14 protein-coding genes are annotated in these 19,059 nt (G+C 67.1%); 7 read left to right on the top strand and 7 right to left on the bottom strand.

Features of this window, described 5'->3' with window-relative positions:
- The first annotated feature begins 8 nt into the window (after positions 1 to 8).
- Both A0W70_RS03140 and A0W70_RS03135 read left to right on the top strand, forming a co-directional pair.
- Positions 9 to 1,427 (top strand): MFS transporter, encoded by a 1,419-nt coding sequence (locus A0W70_RS03140; protein WP_070988175.1) that lies wholly within the window; start codon positions 9 to 11, stop codon positions 1,425 to 1,427.
- Between the two features lie 162 nt (positions 1,428 to 1,589).
- Positions 1,590 to 2,216, top strand: a complete 627-nt coding sequence (locus A0W70_RS03135) for a hypothetical protein (RefSeq protein ID WP_070988174.1) — start codon at positions 1,590 to 1,592, stop codon at positions 2,214 to 2,216.
- A 19-nt stretch (positions 2,217 to 2,235) separates the two neighbouring features.
- On the opposite strand, the gene A0W70_RS03130 is transcribed toward A0W70_RS03135, so the two are convergent.
- The gene (locus A0W70_RS03130) at positions 2,236 to 3,474 is read right to left on the bottom strand and encodes an alpha/beta hydrolase (protein ID WP_070988173.1); all 1,239 of its coding nucleotides are present in this window, start codon (positions 3,472 to 3,474) and stop codon (positions 2,236 to 2,238) included.
- 140 nt (positions 3,475 to 3,614) lie between these two features.
- On the opposite strand from A0W70_RS03130, the gene A0W70_RS03125 reads away from it, so the two are divergent.
- Together A0W70_RS03125 and mtgA are read left to right on the top strand one after the other, a co-directional pair.
- Positions 3,615 to 4,652 (top strand): asparaginase, encoded by a 1,038-nt coding sequence (locus A0W70_RS03125; protein ID WP_070988172.1) that lies wholly within the window; start codon positions 3,615 to 3,617, stop codon positions 4,650 to 4,652.
- 11 nt (positions 4,653 to 4,663) lie between these two features.
- Positions 4,664 to 5,362 carry a monofunctional biosynthetic peptidoglycan transglycosylase gene (gene mtgA / locus A0W70_RS03120; protein WP_070988171.1) on the top strand — a complete coding sequence of 233 codons (699 nt, stop codon included), beginning with the start codon at positions 4,664 to 4,666 and terminating at the stop codon, positions 5,360 to 5,362.
- 165 nt (positions 5,363 to 5,527) lie between these two features.
- Here mtgA and A0W70_RS03115 read toward each other — a convergent pair whose 3' ends face one another.
- Entirely contained in the window at positions 5,528 to 6,106 is a 579-nt protein-coding gene (locus tag A0W70_RS03115) for an NAD(P)H-dependent oxidoreductase (RefSeq protein WP_070988170.1), read from the bottom strand.
- A 180-nt stretch (positions 6,107 to 6,286) separates the two neighbouring features.
- On the opposite strand from A0W70_RS03115, the gene A0W70_RS03110 reads away from it, so the two are divergent.
- The gene (locus A0W70_RS03110; protein ID WP_245675793.1) at positions 6,287 to 6,940 is read left to right on the top strand and encodes a DUF938 domain-containing protein; all 654 of its coding nucleotides are present in this window, start codon (positions 6,287 to 6,289) and stop codon (positions 6,938 to 6,940) included.
- 181 nt (positions 6,941 to 7,121) lie between these two features.
- Here the strand turns inward: A0W70_RS03110 and A0W70_RS03105 are convergent, their stop codons facing one another.
- The 5 genes from A0W70_RS03105 to A0W70_RS03085 all read right to left on the bottom strand — a co-directional run bounded on the left by A0W70_RS03105 (position 7,122) and on the right by A0W70_RS03085 (position 14,096).
- The gene (locus A0W70_RS03105; RefSeq protein ID WP_070988169.1) at positions 7,122 to 9,017 is read right to left on the bottom strand and encodes an ATP-binding cassette domain-containing protein; all 1,896 of its coding nucleotides are present in this window, start codon (positions 9,015 to 9,017) and stop codon (positions 7,122 to 7,124) included.
- Between the two features lie 138 nt (positions 9,018 to 9,155).
- Positions 9,156 to 10,655 carry an SLC13 family permease gene (locus A0W70_RS03100; RefSeq protein WP_070988168.1) on the bottom strand — a complete coding sequence of 500 codons (1,500 nt, stop codon included), beginning with the start codon at positions 10,653 to 10,655 and terminating at the stop codon, positions 9,156 to 9,158.
- Positions 10,656 to 10,677: 22 nt separating this feature from the next.
- On the bottom strand, positions 10,678 to 11,484 hold the full coding sequence (locus A0W70_RS03095; RefSeq protein ID WP_083330721.1) for a formate/nitrite transporter family protein: 807 nt from the start codon (positions 11,482 to 11,484) through the stop codon (positions 10,678 to 10,680).
- A gap of 178 nt (positions 11,485 to 11,662) precedes the next feature.
- Entirely contained in the window at positions 11,663 to 12,619 is a 957-nt protein-coding gene (locus A0W70_RS03090) for an aldo/keto reductase (RefSeq protein WP_070988166.1), read from the bottom strand.
- 154 nt (positions 12,620 to 12,773) lie between these two features.
- The gene (locus tag A0W70_RS03085) at positions 12,774 to 14,096 is read right to left on the bottom strand and encodes an NTP/NDP exchange transporter (RefSeq protein WP_070988165.1); all 1,323 of its coding nucleotides are present in this window, start codon (positions 14,094 to 14,096) and stop codon (positions 12,774 to 12,776) included.
- A 198-nt stretch (positions 14,097 to 14,294) separates the two neighbouring features.
- On the opposite strand from A0W70_RS03085, the gene A0W70_RS03080 reads away from it, so the two are divergent.
- A complete protein-coding gene (locus A0W70_RS03080; protein WP_083330720.1) occupies positions 14,295 to 15,389 on the top strand; it encodes an efflux RND transporter periplasmic adaptor subunit in 1,095 nt (364 codons plus the stop codon).
- Between the two features lie 209 nt (positions 15,390 to 15,598).
- Positions 15,599 to 18,802, top strand: a complete 3,204-nt coding sequence (locus A0W70_RS03075) for an efflux RND transporter permease subunit (RefSeq protein ID WP_070988164.1) — start codon at positions 15,599 to 15,601, stop codon at positions 18,800 to 18,802.
- The last annotated feature ends 257 nt before the right edge of the window (positions 18,803 to 19,059 follow it).

Here is a 19,059-nt window from a genome sequence, read left to right as displayed (position 1 = left end):
CATCAGCGATGCGCCGTATCGTAATCCCGCGGCCGCCGACGCCCCCGCTTCCGCGGATCCAGGATCACGCCGTGTTCAGCGCCGCCGGCAGCGTATGGGCGCTGCTCGTGGGGATGGGCCTCCTGCTGCTCGGCAACGGCCTGCAGGGCAGCCTGCTCGGCGTGCGCGCGGCCGAGGAATCCTTCGGCTCGACGGTGACCGGCGTCGTCATGTCGGGTTACTTCGTCGGCTTCCTGATCGGCTCGCAGATCGCCCCGCGGACGATCCGACGGGTCGGCCATCTGCGGGTGTTCGCGGCCGTCGCGGCACTCGCCTCGATCGCGATCCTTCTGCAGAGCCTGTTCGTCACGCCCACCGTCTGGGCCCTGATGCGGGTCCTGACCGGCTACTGCCTCGCCAGCGCGTATATCGTGACCGAGAGCTGGCTGAACGATCGCGTCACCAACGAGCACCGGGGCGGGCTGCTGTCCGTGTACATGATCGTGAGCTACTTCGGCATGGGCGGCGGCCAGTTGCTGCTGAATACCGGCGACCCGGTCGCGCATGAACTGTTCATCCTGGTCTCGGTGCTGATCTCGTTCGCGGCGATCCCGATCCTGTTCTCGATCACGCCGCAGCCGGTCCAGGAAGCCCCGGAACGCCTCGGCGCGCCGGCCCTCTACCGGATATCCCCGCTGGGGGTCTTCGGCTCGTTCAGCACCGGGATCCTCCAGGGCGCGGTGTTCGGCATGGGCGCGGTCTACGGCCGCACCGCCGGCCTGTCGGTCGGCCAGATTTCCGTGTTCATGTTCATCCTGATCGCGGCGCCCGCCCTCGCCCAGTGGCCGATCGGCAAGCTCTCCGACCGCATGGACAGGCGCAAGGTGATCACCGGACTCGCCGCGTTTGGCGCCATTGCCTCGCTCGTCGCGATCCTGGTCACCGGCACCTGGCCGCGGCTGCTCGTCTATCTGGCCGCCGCCATCGGCGTCGGTCCCATGCTGCTGTATTCGCTGTTCATCGCGTATACCAACGACCATCTGCGCGCCGAGCAGATGGTGGCCGCGAGCAGCACCCTGATTCTGGTATTCGGCATCGGCGCCACGCTCGGCCCCTCCACGGCCGGCATCCTCATGGACGCGTTCGGTCCGACCGGATTCCTCGTGCTGCTCGCGGGCGCCCAGACGGGCATCGTGGCCTTCGCCCTGCATCGCATGCGCATTACCCGGACCGGCCCGGTGGAGGCCCAATCGCCCTGGTCGACGAATCCCGCCCGTACGGCGGCCCTGTCGCCGGCACTCGCGGAAGTCGCTGCGGAAACGGCTGACGAATCAGCCACGACAGCCGCTGGCGCGGAAGCGGCGGACACCGCCCCGGGCGGCCACGGCACCGCCGCAGACGAAGACGATACGGGCTCCCCGGGTCAGCCGGAGGAACCAGGCCGGTAAATCATCAATGCCCCGGCGGGCCCTGCCCCTGGGGCCAAGCTTTCTGACGGGAGTGTGACCGGGGTCTCATCGAATATTCATCGCACCGCCACATCGGCACTGGATCGCTGTGCTAGGCTCGTACACCGGTAAAGGGACACACTGATTCTGACCGGTGGGCATATGGAACTCCGCTACGACGTTTTCGAACTGGACGCCCGTGGTCGACGCCGACGCCGGCTGATCGCGGACGAGCCGCTCGCCGCGCTGGATCCGCCCGTTGGCGCCAATCGCCTGGAAGCGCAGAACACCAATCGCGATGGCCATTACTGCCACTGGGACGGCGAGGAGTGGCAACCCTGCCCGCATCCGATCCACATGGCGCGAAGTTCCCTGCCCGCGGGCGCCCTGATCTCGAACCCGGGGCAGCACCGCCATTACGCCCGCGCGGTGGAGGCATCGCGGATACTCGCGCGCTCCGGTGTCACCGTAGGCGAGGTCGATTCCGAGGGCGTGACCCTGGTCGTGCACGCGCGCCGCGGCGACGGCGATGACGTCGAATGGGAACAATGGTGCCGCGATCGCCTGGACGAGGCCCGCGAGCAGCGGCTCGGCGGTGCCCAGGAGATCAGTATCCGCTGGCGTGATCTCGAGGCGGCGATGGATGGCCCCGACAGCGAGCAGGCCATGTTTTACGCCGTGGTCTATGACATCGCCACCGGCTTCCGTGCGGCCCATGACGACACCGATACCCCGGCCGTGGTACGCCCGCACACCGTCGTGCCCGATCTGTTCCACGCCGTCGGCTGAGCGCCGGGCGCGCGACGATTCACCTAGCGTCGAGCAGACGCGCGACCCGCTCCACCAGGTCGTCGAAATGCGGGTTCCAGGTGAGCCGCGATGTCAGATACCGGCCCGTGCGTTCCGCCTCGCCCCGGTAAGCGGCGTACCGGATGCTCTGCGGATCACGCGCAAGGCATTCCTCGCGCGAGACCCCGTTTGGTTCCAGACAGTGACGGATCAGGCCGTCCATCCCATAGAGCGGATTGCCCGCCCCGACGGGCAGCGACTGGTGCGACATCTCCACGATCCGGTGTTCCGGCAACCAGGCCATACGCTCGCTCATGCGTCGAGACTGCCACCACGACGGCAGCGGTTCGCGGGTATCCCGATAAACCAGCATATGGCTGTCAGGATGCGTGAACCGCTCGCGGAAATTCCGCTGGAGGTAATCGAGATCGATGACCGAGTCGGCCTCGGTCGCCACCAGCAGCAGCGGCAGATCGTCGATGGACGGGCGCGCCTCCAGTTCCGACTGCACGCGCCCCAGCATCTCCCCCATCTCGTCGCCCGTATTCACGGCGAGACTCTCGTATTTCACGGGATTCGGTTCGGGTTCGCGCTCGATGAAATCGATGAACGGTTCGGCCAGGGTCCCCAGCCACAGCACGTCGCGCAGCCCGGCCAGTTCCCACGCGGGCGCAAAGGCGACCAGCCCCTGCACGGACGGATCCTCGAGCGCCAGCACGGTCGCGATCGCGCCACCCAGCGAATGGCCGCCGACGTAGAGGCGATCGACCTGCTCGGACAGCCCGCGCGCATGCACGCGGGCGGCTTCGAGCCAGTGCGCCGATTCCGCGGTCACCAGATCGCCCGGCCGGGTGCCATGCCCCGGCAGCAGGATCGCGCGCACGCGCACGCAGCGTGCGGCGAGACGATCGGCCAGATCCCGAAAAATGAACGGCGTATCGGCCAGCCCATGGATCAGCAGCAGTCCGGTCGTTTCGGAGGGGTCGCAATGGGCCGCGGGCGCCCGTTCGAAGGGCATGCGCCACTCGATCTGCCGCTCGCGGTCGAAACCGTCGACGGCAACCGTGTATTCCTGGAGATGCCGGCGCGCACCGCTCAGGTAGGCCGCGTAATCCGGCTCCGGCTCGGCCGTGTAAAGGCGCTCGGCCGGGCGGTAGAGCGGATCGGTCGCGGTGCAGCCGGCGAGCAGCATCGCAACCAGCACGAGCCCGGGGACGGGCCACCCGTGCCACCAACCCGCTCCACCTGCATTCGCCATCGAACGACTCCCGCGCACAGACTGTCGCCTCCTTTTCGGGGGTCATCGCTCACCGGATGCCGGGACAATCGACGACCGTTGCGTGTAACGTAACGACCCCGCCGCGCGCCCCGGCAATCCGCAACCGGAGAGAGACCGTCATGAATCAACGCGACGACCGCCCCGTGGGCCTGATCTACACCGGCGGTACCTTCGGCATGCAGCAATCGGACCGCGGTTACGAACCTTCCGAAGATCTGCCGCAGCGGGTCGAACGCGATGTACCCGAGCTGCATGCGTCCGGGATGCCGCCGATCGAATGGATCGAGCACGACGCGGGACCGCCGCTGAACAGTTCCGACGTCACCCCGCCGTTATGGTACGCGCTGGCGAATACCATCCGGGCGCATGCCGACCGCTGCCGCGGCTTCGTGGTGATCCACGGCACCGACACACTCGCCTACACGGGGTCCGCGCTCTCGTTTCTCCAGCCCGCCGGTAACCAGCCCGTGATCGTGACCGGTGCCAGCCGCCCACTGGGCGAGCCCGGCAGCGATGCCCCTGCGAATCTGCTGAATTCACTCCGCGTCATCGCGGCCGCGGTGACCTCGGAGACCGGGATCGTCTTCGGCGATCGACTGCTGCGCGCGAATCGGGCCACCAAACGCCACGGTAGTTACACGCAGCCGTTCGTGAGCCCCGTCTGCGACCCGCTGGCGCAGATCGGCGAGCGAATCGAGTATCGCGCGAGTGCCGGCGGCGAACGCCCCGCGGATACCGCTGGTATTCGCGCGACCGATGCGGCAGATGTCCGTATCGCGATGCTCCCCGCCTACCCCGGGCTCGACGCCCGTACCTTCAATGCCGTGGTCGGCAGCGGCGTGCAGGGTATCGTACTGGAAGCGTATCCCGCCGGCATCGGGCCCGGTGGCGACCGGGCATTCGTCGATGCGGTGGCCGCCGCGCATGCGCGCGGTGTCGTGGTCGGCGCGGTATCGCAGGCGCGCGATGGCCGCATCCGCATGGGTCGCTACGCCTCCAGTACACCGCTGGCCACGGCCGGCGTCGTCAGCGGTGGGGACATGACGCGCGAGGCCGCGCTCGCGAAGCTGCACGTCCTGTTCGCCGGAGGCGCCACACCAGAGTCCGCGCGCGAGCAGTTCGCGCGCAATCTGCAGGGTGAATTGACCGATGAGTGAACGCTGAACGGATGCGACGCAGGAACCGACGGCTGTTGATCCGGCTCGCCGGCGCGGCGCTTGGCGTGGCGGCGGTCGTTCTGATCGGGATCCAGACCTGGTACCTCGGCTGGATCGTGCACTATGCCGATCACGATCCCCAGACGACCGCTTTCATGGAAATCCGGCGCGCCGATGGCAAAGCGCTCGATCACCGCTGGGTCGAGTACGACGGGATCTCGCACTGGCTCAAACGCGCCGTCATCGCCGCCGAGGATGCGCGCTTCATGGAGCATGGCGGCATCGACTGGACCGCCCTGCACAAAGCCATGGAAGAGAACCGCGAGGCCGGCGAAGTCGTGCGGGGCGGTTCCACGATCACGCAGCAGCTGGCCAAGAATCTGTTCCTTTCGCCGCGCCAGACGTATCTGCGCAAAGCGCAGGAGGCGGTTATCGCCGTGATGCTGGAGGCGGTGCTCGACAAGCGCCGCATCCTCGAGCTGTACCTCAACATCATCGAATGGGGCGATGGCGTTTTCGGTGCCGCGGCGGCGGCGCGTCACTATTACGATACGCCCGTCGGTTCCATCAGCCGCTGGCAGGCCGCCGTCCTCGCCGCGCGCATACCGAACCCGCGTTTCTACGATCGCCGCGGCACCACGCCCTGGCTGCTGGAACGCGCTGGCGATATCCACGGCTGGAGCAATCAGGTGCGCATCCCGGATCGCTGATCCCCTTCCGCCCCGTTGACCAACACTCCCTTGAGGAACCCCTGATTATCGGGAATCCTGTAGGTCGGGCTTATAGCCCGACGGATCAGTGGCTTACGAGTGTCGGGCTGTAAGCCCGACCTACACCGTCTCCCAACGCGCTGCCCGGCTTTAATCAGAGCTCCCTTAACGGGCGGCGGCGCCCAGGCGACGCATGCGTTCAAGCCAGCGCCCGCGGCGAGCGGAGTCTCCCTCCACCATGCCCACCAGGCTGGAACGCACGGGACGGATGCCGCAGAAACGCAGAATATTGCGTTCGAGATTCTTGAGCCCATGAGCCATGAAGTACGCCCTGTAAATCCAACCGGGCATGCCCATGGTCACCACGACGCGCGCCGAGCGCCCGCGCAGCTTGCGCTCCGGCCGCATCGGGTCCGCGCCGAACGCGAAGGACTGCCGGAACACCTGCTCGAGAAAACCTTTGAGGAGCGCGGGCATGGTCCCGAGCCACAGCGGATAGATGATGACGATGTGTCCAGCGCGGAGCAGTTCCGCCTGGACATCGGCGATCGCCGGTGGCGCTTCGCCGTGCTTCCAGTCTTCGGCCTGCCGTATCAGTGGAAACTCCAGTCGCGCGATTTCCACGCGCCGCACCGAATGACCGGCCTGTTCGGCTGCCTCCGCATACGCGTCGGCCAGGGCATGACAGAAGTGCTTCTGATCCGGGTCCGGGTGACCCTGGATGATCAGGATGCTGGCAGGCATGAACCTCGAGCCCTCCGGAACCGATAAGTGGAGTTGACCAGGGTCGCTGAAATGGAGTGTACCGCCTGGCGGCCATGCATGAGTTGTCGCTGGAATGCACGCGAGTGAGAATAAGCGCTCTGTTCCGGGAAGCACCGCACCCCGGACGCTTCATGCACGCAGCACTGCATTGGCCACTCCGTGATACGGCATTCCTCGCATGATACCGGCGGCAGTCCCGATCTGCCGCACAGCCCCGCGGCGGAACGCAATGCGGCGCCCATTATCGAGCAGCTGCGGCGACTGCTGCCGTCCCGCGGCCGGGTGCTGGAGATCGCCAGCGGCACGGGGCAGCACGCGGTCCAGTTCGCGCAGGCGCTCGGCGGTGTGGAATGGCAACCCTCGGATACCGATCCCCGCGCCCTGCAGGCCGTTCGCATCCGGGCCGAGCGGGCCGCCCTGCCCAATCTGCTGCCTCCGGTGGAACTCGATGTCGAGGCATCGGCGTGGCCGCTGGCACACGCGGAGGCGATCGTCTGCGTGAATCTGCTGCATGTCTCGCCCTGGTCGGCGACGGAGGGATTGCTCGCCGGGGCGCGTCGATGCCTGCCCGCCGGCGGCATCCTGGTCGTCTACGGTCCATTCCGGTTTTCGGGCGAGCACATCGCGGAGAGCAATGCGCGTTTCGATGCGGACCTGCGTGCGCGGGAACCGTCGTGGGGCATCCGGGATGTCGACGAGGTCGCGGCGACCGCCTCCGGCCATGGCCTCGACCATGATGAAACGATCGCCCTGCCGGCGAACAACCACCTGCTCGTTTTCCGGCGTCGCGAGTCTTCGCCTGCATCCCCGTAGCCGTAGGCCGGCTTTTGCCGCAAGGCAACAGCCGGCGTGCCGTTGCACAAGGCAAGGCTGCAACCTCGTCCGCCGGCTGGCTCCCTTCGGTCGCAAGCCGGCCTACGGCCCGGTGCCGCGCATCGGCGGGGGCCGGTGACGCGACTTCCATCGACTCCTCTTTGCCGACCGCCGCGAGCCGTCAGCCCGCGGCGCGGGCGTCGAGTTCCGACCAGCGTTCGAACGCCTGCTCCAGTTCGGCCTCGGCGGCCGCCAGGTCCTCGTTGAGGGACTGCGGATTCGCCTCCTCGTCCTGCCAGATCTGCGGGTCCGCGAGGCGATTGTTCAGTTGTTCTATGCGCGACTCCAGCTTTTCGATCCGCTCGGGCAGTCGCTCAAGCTCGTTGCGCTCGCTGCTGCTCAGGCCGGTCGCCGACTTCGCCGGTTTCGGCTTCGCGCGCCGCTCCTCGGCCGGCTTCTTCGCCGGCGTGGCCCGGGTCTCGCGCGCCGCACGGTATGCCAGCCAGTCGCTGTAACCGCCGACCGACTCCGTGACCTGCCCGCCACCTTCCATCACCAGCAGGCTGGTGACGACGTTGTCGAGGAACTCGCGGTCGTGCGAGACCAGCAGCAGCGTGCCCTTGTAATCGCCGACCAGTTCCTCGAGCAGTTCCAGCGTCTCGATGTCGAGATCGTTGGTCGGCTCGTCCATGACCAGCACATTCGACGGCTGACTGAACAGGCGAGCCAGCAGCAGGCGGTTGCGCTCACCGCCGGAGAGCCTGGTGATCGGCGCACGTGCCCGATCGGGGCTGAACAGGAAGTCCTGCAGATAACTCATCGCGTGGCGTTCGCGGCCATTGATCTCGATGAACTCGCGGCCGCCGGCGACGTTGTCGAGTGCCGTGGCGCTCTCGTCCAGCTGGGCGCGCTGCTGATCGAAATAGGCGACGCGCATGCTCGTGCCGGTCTCGATGGAACCGCTATCCGCCTGCAGCTTGCCGAGCAGCAGCCGGATCAGCGTGGTCTTGCCGGAGCCGTTCGGACCGACGATGCCGATCCGGTCGCCGCGCAGGATCGTGGTCGAGAAATCGCGCACGATCGGCTCGCCATCGAAGGAGAAATTCACGTCCTCCGCGACGATCAGGCGCTTGCCCGAGCGACCCGCGGAGGCCGCCTCCATCTTCACGGAGCCCTCCTGCTCACGACGCTCGGCGCGCTGCCGGCGCATCTCCTGGAGCTCGCGCACGCGGCCCATGTTGCGCTTGCGCCGGGCCTTTACGCCCTGGCGGATCCAAGCTTCCTCCTGGGCGAGCTTCTTGTCGAAGCGGGCCTGTTCCTGCGCCTCGGCGTCGAGGCGCTCCTCGCGCCGGCGCAGATACTCGTCGTAGTCGCCCGGCCAGCTCGTCACGCCGGCGCGGTCGATCTCCAGGATGCGCGTCGCCAGCGAACGCAGGAAACGGCGATCGTGGGTCACGAAGACCAGACTGCCGGTAAACTCCTGCTTGAGGAAGGTCTCCAGCCAGGTGATGTTTTCCATGTCGAGATGGTTGGTGGGCTCGTCGAGCAGCAGCACGTCGGGCGCCGCCGCCAGTGCCTGGGCCAGCAGCACTCGGCGTTTCATCCCGCCCGAGAGCTCGGCGAAACCGGCGTCCGGATCGAGACCCAGGCGGGTGACCACTTCGCTCACGCGGCGCTCGAGATCCCAGCCGCCCTCGGCGTCGATCTTCGCCTGCACCCGCCCCATCGCCTCGATCTCTTCCATGGTCGAGGCCGACTGACTGATGCGGTGGAACTCCGCCAGCAGATCGCCCAGCCGCCCGAGGCCCTGGGCGACGACATCGAAGACCGTACCGGCGGTCCCGGGCGGGACCTCCTGCGTGAGCTTCGCGATCCGCAGACCGCGTTGACTGCGCATGCTGCCATCGTCCGGCTCGATCTCGCCGGCGAGCAGACGCAGGAGCGTGGATTTACCGGTCCCGTTACGGCCGACGATGCAGATGCGCTCGTTGGCCTCGATACCGAATTCGACGTTTTCCAGCAGGGGGCGCGGGCCGCCGATCGATACGTCGACGCCCTGGAGATTGATCAATGCCATGGAGACTCTTCCGGGTTCAGCCCCCCATGGTGCCACAGTGACGACCAAATAGTGCGCCCGGACCGTCGCTCGTCCACACCCGGACGCCCGGCGCCCACCCTGATCACACCACACGAGAGGTCAGTGAGCGCCGCCAGCTCACGCGAGCAGCAACGGGACCAGCAGCCACGCCGCCAGCGTGACCACAGCCAGCGAGCCCACCACGAGCCACGCGCCGCCCTGGATCATGTCGACCACGCGCAGACGCTCGCTGGCGAAGACGATGGCATTGGGCGGCGTCGCGACCGGCAGCATGAAGGCGCAGGACGCGCTCAGCGCGACCGCCGCGGCCAGCGTGACCACGGGCTGCCCGGCCGCCGCCGCCAGGCTGACGGCGATCGGCAGCAACGTGGCCGTGGTCGCCGTATTGCTGGTGACGTGGCTGAGCCCGATCGTTACGAGGGCGATCATCAAGACCACGGCCGGGATCGGCCAGGCATGCGTCACCTGCAGCTGCCCGGCGATGAATTCGGCAAGCCCGCTCGCCTGGATCGCGGCCCCCAGGCTCAGGCCACCCCCGACCAGGATCAGCACGCCCCAGGACAGGCCGCGCGTACCGCGCCAGTCGAGCAGCGCCGGCCCGCGCAGGGCGCCGGCGGGGACCACGAACAGCAGCAGCGCGCAGGCGACCCCGATACCGGCGTCCGTCAGGGCAAGCCCCGGCATCCAGGCGCTCAGCAGCGGTCGCATCAGCCATCCCAGGGCCGCCAGGCCCACCACGCACGCGACCCGACGCTGGGCCGCTGACAGGCGCCCGAGGGCCGCGCGTTCCGCCGTGACATAGTCGCCCACCCCCGGCAACGGTGTGGCACCCACATGGAATACCCGCCGGGCCAGCAGCCACCAGGCCAGCGCGAGCAGGATCCCCGCGACCGGGACGCCGACCAGCATCCACTCGCCGAACCCGATCTCGATGCCGTGCGTATCCGCAAGAAAACCCGCGAGCAGCGCGTTGGGTGGCGTCCCGACCAGGGTCGCGATCCCGCCGATATTGGCGCCGAACGCGATCGCCAGCAGGATGGCCACGGTAAACCGCCGTGCGTGGTCCTGGTCGGATTCATCCGCGGCCAGGCCCGCCAATGCGAGTGCGATCGGCAGCATCATGGCCGCCGTGGCGGTGTTGCTGACCCACATGCTGAGCACGGCGGTCGCACCGAGCACCCCGGCCACCAGTCGATCCGGTTGTGGCCCCGCGAGCGAGACCACGGCGAGTGCGACGCGCCGGTGCAGATCCCACTGCTGGACACCGGCCGCGAGCAGGAAACCCCCGAGGAACAGGAACACCAACGGGTTGGCATAGGGTGCCGCGGCCGCATCGATGTCCACGATGCCCAGGGCCGGCAGCAGCGGCACGGGCAGCAACGCCGTGACCGGCAACGGCAACGCCTCGGTAACCCACCATGTCGCCATCAGTACGGTGACGCCCGCGGTCGCCCAGGCCGCGGGGCTGCACCCGACGGGCGGTTCCATGAGGAGCAGTCCGCCCGCGAGCAGCGGTCCCAGAACCAGCCCGATCAGCTGGCCCGGGGAACGGTTCATCTCGCGCCTGCGTTCCGGTGCCGGCTCGGTCGCTCGATTGTTCTCTTCTTCTGCGCTCATGGCCCGCTACCCACGGTGTCCTTTAACCCTGGCGTTCCGGGCGCAGGTAGATGAACCAGTACATCAGCGCGACCAGAATGCCGCCGCCGAAAATGTTGCCGGCCGTCACCGGGAGCAGCACGCGCAGCGTACCGAGCACGGTAACCTCCAGGGGCGCGACCGCGATGCCGGTCCAGAAACCGGCGTCGGCAAGCCCACCGATGATCGCCGCACAGGGCAGATAGAACATCACCGCGATGGCGTGTTCGAGTCCGAGCGCATAGAAGGCCGCGACCGGTGGGGTGAGCGCGAGGATGCGATCGGTCGTGGTGCGCGCGCTGTAGGTCAGCCAGACGCCGAGGCACAGCAGGGTATTGCCCAGCACGCCGAGCAGAAAGGCTTCCGCCACGCCGAGTTCGTTGATCCGGGCCGCCGCGCGCAGCAGCGCGGCACCGACCGCTCCGCCGGCCTGGGCGTGCTGGCCCGAAAGGATCAACAGGCCACCGGTGATGACGGCCCCAAGGAAATTGCCGACGAAGACGATCCCCCAGGCGCGCAGCAGCCTGCCGGTGGACAGGCGCCGATGCGCCCAGGCCATGACCATGAGCACATTGGTCGTGAACAGTTCGGCGCCGCCGACGATCGCCAGTACGTAGGCCAGCGAGAACGCGAATCCGCCGGCGAGCTTGGCGACGCCGATCGGGAGCGCACCGCCGAAGCCGGCCGTGGCGGCCGCGGCGAACGTCGCACCGAAAGCGATGTACGCGCCGGCGAGCCCGGCCAGCGCGAGCAGGCTGAAGCCATCCTGGCTTGCTTTCTCGGCGCCAGCGCGCTCGGCATACTTCGCCATATCCTTCGGCAATATGGCATCAACGGGACCGAAGCTCCTTCGGTCCTTATCCGGTTCCTGCACCATCGCGGCCTCCCCCTGCCAGCACCAGCGCGACCCTACCAGAGGCCCGGTGGCAATTCTGCCCGCCGTAATCCGACCGGCGCACGGCGCCGCCGCGCCGATCGACTTCCCGCGGTTACATCGATTCGATCAGCTTTGCCATGCGCTCGCGCTGATCGGGATCCGGCAATGGTCCACGGGCCGCCTGGATATTGTCCGCCGAGTGCTCGGGGTCGCTGGTGGCCGGGATGGCGCAGGTCACCGCCGGATGGCTGACGATGAACTTGAGGAAGAACTGCGCCCAGCTGGCGATCGCGAGCTCGCCCGCCCATTCGGGCAGCGCCTGTCCCCTGACCCGGCCAAACAGCGTGCCTTTCTCGAACGGCTCGTTGATCAGGGTAGCGACGCCGTTATCGGCCGCCGCCGGCAGCAGGCGCTCCTCCGCATTGCGGGTGGCGATGTTGTAATTGAACTGAACGAAGTCGATCGGCTCGCGTTCGACAATCCGCGTCAATTCCTCGTGACTCGAGACCGTGTAGTGAGTGACGCCGATGTAGCGGACCCGCCCCTCGTCGCGCCACGCCTTGAGGGTATCGAGCTGGGTCTGCAGGTCCACCAGGTTGTGCACCTGGATCAGGTCCAGGCGGCCACCGCCCATACGCTCGCGCGAGGTCTCCATGTCCTCGATGCCGGCCTCCTTGCCGCGTGTCCATACCTTGGTCGCCATGAACAGGTCATCGGCGATCCCGAGCCGCTGCGCGAGCCGGCCGACCACCGACTCGGCATGGCCGTACATCGGCGAACTGTCGACGAGCCGGCCACCCCCGTCGTAGAAATTCTTCAGAACCCCTTCCAGGGGACGCATCGCACCGGCATTGTCCGGGTCGACGTCGAAGGTCCGCGCCGTGCCGAGGCCGATGACCGGAATCCGCTGCCCCGATGCCGGGATTGCGCGGAGGTTCAACGTATCCGGGGCGGCACGCAGTGCCGTCGGACCAAGCGCGGCCAGCATCCCGGCCCCCGCGGACAACTGGAGAAACGCGCGGCGCGACAGCCCGCGCGGCGATCCGCCCCACTGGTGATCATCCGTCATGGCATCCTCCCGGCCCGCAGTCGGTGCGGGCACTGAAACTGCAGGGCACTGGACGGCCGCTGGCCGTCACGCTACCCGATGAGTATATAGAGATCGCTCTCCGCCGGTTCCGTGAAACCATGGGCCTGCAACATCGTCCCGGGACCGGCGCCCGTCAGCCATCCGCAGGTGCCGCCGCCGGCGCATCGCCCTCGGCCGCGGTCGCCTGGGCCTCACGCGACCGTCCCAGCCGATAACCGATGCCGGCCCAAAGCACCGCCAGCGGAACAGCCACCACCGAGATGCCGCTGATGCCGAGGCCCAGCGTCGACAGGCCCGTGTAGAGCCAGCCGGCGATCGCATCGCCGCCGCGGTAGACGACGGTATCGATAAAGTTCTTCGACTTGTACTTCTCGAACCGCGGTATGACGGTAAACAGCATCTCGCGGCCGGGTTTCGCCACCGCGTAGTTGCCGGCCCGGCGAATGACCTGGACCGCGGCGATACTCAACAGCACCGGCGCGGCGACCAGGACCATGAACCCGACCGCGACCAGCAGCGGCACGAACGCGAGCGAACGCCCAAGCCCGAAGTGCTGGACGATCCGCGCCGTCAGGAAAAGCTGGATTCCGACCGTCAGGGTGTTCGTCAGCAGGTCGATGGTCGCGAACATCGAGGTCCGGTCACCGCTGTCCTCGAAGGCGCCGCTGACGATATCGGCCTGGATGAAATAGAGGAATGTCGCGAGCGTGGTATACATCCATATGAACAGACAGATCCCGATCAGGTACCGCGATTGCAGTACCGCTCGCACGCCCTCGAACAGCGTCCCGCCGAGCGGCAGATCCGAGCCTCCGTCCCCACCACGGCGCCCGGACCAGCGCTCGAGTACCCACATGCAGGGGAGCGTGCAGGCCAGGATCACGGCGGCTATGGGCAACAGGGCGGCCGGCTCGAGCTGCTGGGCAAGCACACCACTGATCGCCGGCCCGCCAATCGCGCCCGCGCTGCCACCGGCGGCGATCGCGCCGAACAGGCGCGTCGCCTGGCGGTCCGTGAATACGTCGGCGAGGAAGCTCCAGAACACGGATACGACGAACAGATTGAATACGGACAGCCACACGAAGAAGGTCCGTGCCGCCCAGACCATCTGTACATCCGAACGCAGCCACAGCCAGAACAGCGCGATGCAGGCAATAAAAATGCCGTAGACGGCGGGGACCAGCCGGGTCCGGCGGAAGCGAGTGGCCAGCGCGGCGAACACCGGCACGGCCAGCAGCATCGCGAAGAAGGTCGCGGTGAACAGCCACTGCATGTTGTCGACGCCACCGCGCACGCCCATCTCGTCGCGGACCGGTCGCAGGATGTAATAGCTGCACAGCAGGAAGAAGAAGTAGGCCGCGGCGCTCAACAGCCCCGGCAATTCGCTGCGGCTGACGTTGACGGCACGCGAGAGAAACGGCACCTGGTCATCGCCGTGCACCGGATTCGAAGCCATGGAACACCCCGGGATCGCAACGGTCCAAGACACAACGCGACCGGCCACCGGACCGTTTGGAGAAAGGGCCAACGGGACCTACACTGCACTGACCGAGTGGTCAGTGCAACCACGGACCCGCGATGGCCGAAACGGTTGAACCGGGATACACGCACAACCGGTACCCTGACACCCGCAATTACCCGAAGAGGATCGAGTATGCCCACGCCGGAGAGGCGCGGTTCGCGCCGCCGCCCGCTGCCGATCATTGCCCTGTTCGCGCTGCTGGCGACTGAAGCCGCCAGCGCGCAGCAGGTGGCGCCGGTCGCGGTAACCCGCGCCGCAAGCGATCCGATCGTTCGCGAGGTGACCCTCACCGGCAGCCTGATGAGTCCGCGCCGCGCCGAGCTGACACCGGAGGTCAGCGGCCGGGCGACCGAGGTGATCGCCGAGGCCGGCGATCGCGTCGAGACCGGAGACGCACTACTGCAACTCGACGCGGAACTCAGCCGCATCGAACTGCGTCAGGCGAATGCCGCACGCGACGAGGCCGAGGCGGACCTCCAGGATGCCCGGCGCCGGCTGCGCGAGGCCGAAGACCTCGCCGCCCGGAACTCGATCGGGCAAAGTGAACTCGAAACACGGCGCTCCGAGGTGCGGCAACTCGAGGCCGTGCTGGCCCGTCGCGAGGCCGAGCGCGCGTTCCGGGCCGAAATGCTGGACCGTCACCGCCTCGTTGCGCCATTCGACGGCGTCATCAACCGCCGCATGATCGACATCGGCGAGCGCGCGTACACGGACCAGCCCGTCTACGAACTGGTCGCGACCGAGCGCCTGCGACTGGACCTGGAGGTCCCGCAGCGGTTTTTCGGTTCCGTTACCACGGATACCGGAGCGACCATCCACGTGGACGCGCGCCCCGGGGAAACGATCGATGCGCGGATCAGCACCGTGATCCCCGTCAGCGACAGCACCAGCCGCACGTTTCACGCCCGTATGGATATCGACAACCGCGAGGGGCGACTGACACCCGGCATGTCGGCCCGCGCGATTCTGCGCATGGACACGGGCAGAACCGGCGTGGTCATTCCCCAGGACGCACTGATCCGCTACCCCGACGGCCGCACGGTGGTCTGGATCGTGGAGGGCGACGGCGACACGCGCACCGTAAACGAACAGCGCGTGGAGACCGGGCTGCGCTTCGACGGTCGCATCGCTCTGCGCAATGGCCTTGAACCCGGTACGGTCATCGTGACCGAAGGCAACGAGGCCCTGCAGGACGGTCAGCGGGTCCGCGTGACGGATACCGAATGACCAGAGATACGGCCCACCCAGGCAGGATTCCGAAACCTCACGCTGTAGGAGCGAGCTTGCTCGCGAACGTACCCGCGCCCGAATCAAAGCCGCACGACCGCTCAGACGGAGCCAGCCAACTCCAGACAGCGTCTGCATCGCCGACACGCGATACCACTGCCATCGCGAGCAAGCTCGCTCCTACAGCCGCGGCGGAGTAAACCGAAAAGATGTTCGAATCCCTCATCCGCCGCGGCACACTCATGACGGTCATCGCCGGCATTGTCGGCGTCATCGGTCTGGTCGCCGCGCTGACGATCCCCATCCAGATGATCCCGGATCTGCAGGTGCGCACGATCAGCGTCGAGACCTCCTGGCCCGGAGCGACCCCTCAGGACATCGAGAAAGAGATCCTGATCGAGCAGGAGGAGTACCTGCGCTCGATTCCCAGCCTGCAGGAGATGACCGCAACCGCCTCGACGGGGACGGCGGAGATCGAGCTGGAGTTCCCGTTCGATGCCGATATCACGGAGACGCTGATCCGCGTCACGAACGCGCTGCAGCAGGTCCCCGATTACCCGGCCAACGTGGACCAGCCACGCGTGCTCGCCGAATCGTTCTCCGCGAACTCGTTCATGTACTTCCGTGTTGCACCGCTCGACGGCAATCCGCGCGACCTCGATATGGACATGATGCGCGACTTCGTCGACGACAACGTGCGCACGCGCATGGAAAACGTACAGGGCGTATCGAGCGTCGAGCTCGGCGGCGGCGCCGATCGCCAGATCCGCGTGCTGGCCGACCCCGGCGCCCTGGCCAGCCACGGCCTGACAGTCGCCGATCTGCGCGCGGCCATCGCCGAGCGCAACCGGGACGTCTCAGCCGGTGAGATCGAGTCCGGCAAACGGCGCTATCTGCTGCGGACCGTGGGCCGCCTCGACGACATCCAGTCCCTCGAGGAGCTGATCGTCGCACGCAACGGGGGCAGTATCCTGCGGCTGCGGGACGTGGCCACGGTGGAGCTCGACCACTCGGAGGTACGCAGTGAGCAGTTCGTCAACGGCAAGCCGATTCTCAACCTGTCCGTCAATCGCGAACTCGGCTCGAACGTCATCGACATCAAGAACCGCATGCTCACGGAAGTGCAGGCGATCAACGAAGATTTCCTCAATCGCGCGGGCATGGAACTGAAGCTCAACGCGACCGACACGATCTACGTCGAACAGTCGATCGCGACCGTGTGGCGCAATCTCGCCATCGGCGCCGTGCTCGCCACCATGGTGATGTTCCTGTTCCTGCGTTCATCGCGGGCAACGCTCATCGGCATCATGGGCCTGCCCCTGTGCACCATCGCCGCGTTCATCGGCCTGCTCGTGACCGGACGGACCATCAACGTCATCTCGCTGGCCGGTGTCGCCTTCGCGATCGGCATGACGCTGGACAACACCATCGTGGTACTGGAGAGCATCGAGCACGAACGGCGCAAGGGCGCCGAGCGGCTGCGCGCCGCCGTGCTCGGCGTGCAGAAGGTATGGCCGGCGGTGCTCGCCTCCACGTTGACCACGGTGCTCGTCTTTACACCGATCGTGTTCATCACCCTGGAAGCGGGTCAGCTCTACTCCGACATCGCCGTGGCGGTGACGGCCTCCATCCTCGTATCCATGCTGGTCGCCATCACGCTGGTGCCGCCGGCGGCGGCCCATCTCGAACTTGCGCCGCGTCGCCGCCCGTCGAGCCCCGCGAACAGCGAAAAATCCCGCGCCCGAACCGATAACAACAGGCGGATGGTCGCGGCGATCGGCTGGCTGATCGGCGGACGCCTGCGCAGGCTCACGACGATTGCGGTCACGATCGTCACCAGTGTCGGGATTTTCACCTTCCTGACGCCCCCGGCCGAATATCTCCCGCCCGGTGAAGAGCCGAAGTTCTTCGCGCGCATGAGTGCGCCACCCGGTTACAACCTCGAACGACTGACCGAAGTGGGCCATGAGGTTCAGGACAACCTTTTGCCCTACCTGGAAGATGAACCCGAGGCCTACCAGCGTGGGGATACGGAGGTGCCCGCGATCGATTACATGATCATGTGGATCAATACGGGCGGCATGACCATTATCGCCGAGCCGAAGGACAAATCCCCGGGGACGGTCAATGCACTCATGGATGCGGTCGTGACCGAGTACGAAAGGCATCCGGGCATGCGCGCATTCGCGACCCGTGGCTCGATCATCACCAGTAACGACGGCGGTACGCGCAGCGTCAATCTCGACATCTCCGGCTCGGACCTGGTCGGCGTCTACGACGCCGCCAACATCGCCTACGATCGGGCCGATGAAGTATTCGACGATCCGAGCATCCAGGCGAACCCGTCCAGTCTGCAGTTGTCACAGCCGCTGATCGAGGTCCGCCCGGACCAGGATCGCGCCACGGAGCTCGGCATGAACACCGCCGACATCGGTTACAGCGTCGCTGCACTGACCGATGGCGCCTTCGCCGACGAGTTCTACCTCGCCAACGACAAGATCGATATCTACATCTACGGCCAGGGTGGCCCCAACGTGTCGCCGGATGTGCTGACCGATCTTCCGATCCATACGCCCGATGGCGGGATCGTCCCCCTGTCGAGCATCGCCGAGATCCACGAGACCGTGGACACGAGCACGATCCGCCGCGTGGATGGACGCAGAACCGTCACCCTGAACGTGATCCCGCCGGACGATGTCCCGCTGGAAGTCGGCGTCGAGCGCGTACGCGAAGAGGTGCTCGGTTATCTGCGTGAAACGGGTGCGATCCCGGCCGATGTCAGCATCGACATCTCCGGCGCCAGCGACCAGCTCGAGGCGACCCAGGACGTGCTGATGGGCAACTACGCCGTCGCCCTGGTGCTGGTGTATCTCGTCATGGTCGCCATCTTCACCCACTGGGGTTATCCGCTGCTGATCATGACGGCCATCCCGCTCGGTGTCGCGGGCGGCATCGCCGGCCTGTGGCTGCTCAACCTGGTCGGCGCACAACTGCCCCTGATCGGTCTCACGGCGATCCAGCAGCCCTTCGATATGATCTCGATGCTCGGCTTCCTGATCCTGATGGGTACCGTCGTCAACAACCCGATCCTGATCGTCCACCGCTCCGCCTCGAACATCCGCGAGGCCGGCATGCACGCGATCGAGGCGGTTCAGGAGGCCGTCTCCTCGCGCCTGCGCCCGATCGCCATGTCCGCGCTGACGACCATCTTCGGCCTCGCACCGCTGGTCTTCATGCCCGGCGCCGGCACCGAGCTCTACCGCGGTGTCGGCGCCATCGTCCTGTTCGGCCTCGCCGGCACGGCGGTCGTCACCCTGACCTTCCTGCCAGCCCTCACGGTGAGTGTGCTGGGCTGGAGTGAGCGCCGGCGCACCGCCCGCGCGGAGACCGAGGCCACTGCGGCACAGGCTTGACGCGATCGCCGTTCCAATCGTTCTGCAAAAAGGTTCACGCAGAGGCGCGGAGCGCGCGAAGTGCGCCGAGGAAACCAGCAAGATGATGAAACCGCGCCCCGGTGGAGGGCGGGAGACCGTTGGAACCCTCTGAACCCGTGAAAACGGCGTAGGTCGGACTTCAGTCCGACACTCCGAGGGTATCGGGGTTTCCGGGGCTCCGATCCATCGCACTGCGTGTCGGGCTGAAGCCCGAACTGCGCCGTCGCCCGACGGGC

Source organism: Halofilum ochraceum (assembly GCF_001614315.2).
Taxonomy (GTDB): Bacteria; Pseudomonadota; Gammaproteobacteria; order XJ16; family Halofilaceae; genus Halofilum; species Halofilum ochraceum.
This window is presented reverse-complemented; position numbering and strand designations above follow the sequence as displayed.